At 55.8% G+C, this 224-nt stretch carries 1 protein-coding gene; it reads right to left on the bottom strand.

Going from position 1 to position 224, the window contains the following annotated elements:
* The coding region (locus QM806_RS41205; protein WP_502943963.1) for a transposase at positions 1-224 on the bottom strand (224 nt) is incomplete at both ends.

The raw sequence follows: 224 nt of genomic DNA on the forward strand, positions 1-224 counted from the left end.
TGGGGTCGATTCCTCCGAGGTTCAGGTAGATCATCGAGGTCAGCGATTCGGCGGAATGGTGTCCGTAGCCGCGAGCGTTGATGAGTCTGATCTTTGAGTTGATTCCTTCGATGAGTCCGTTGGAGATGCCGAGTTCTACTGCTGCGATGATTCCGTCGTAGTGCTTGTGGATCTGTTGGGCGAGCATTGTGAATGCGGGGATTCCGCTGTGTGCGGCGTCGTCG

The sequence above is a fragment of the Rhodococcus sp. IEGM 1351 genome, from assembly GCF_030056875.1.
Lineage (GTDB): Bacteria > Actinomycetota > Actinomycetes > Mycobacteriales > Mycobacteriaceae > Rhodococcus_F > Rhodococcus_F opacus.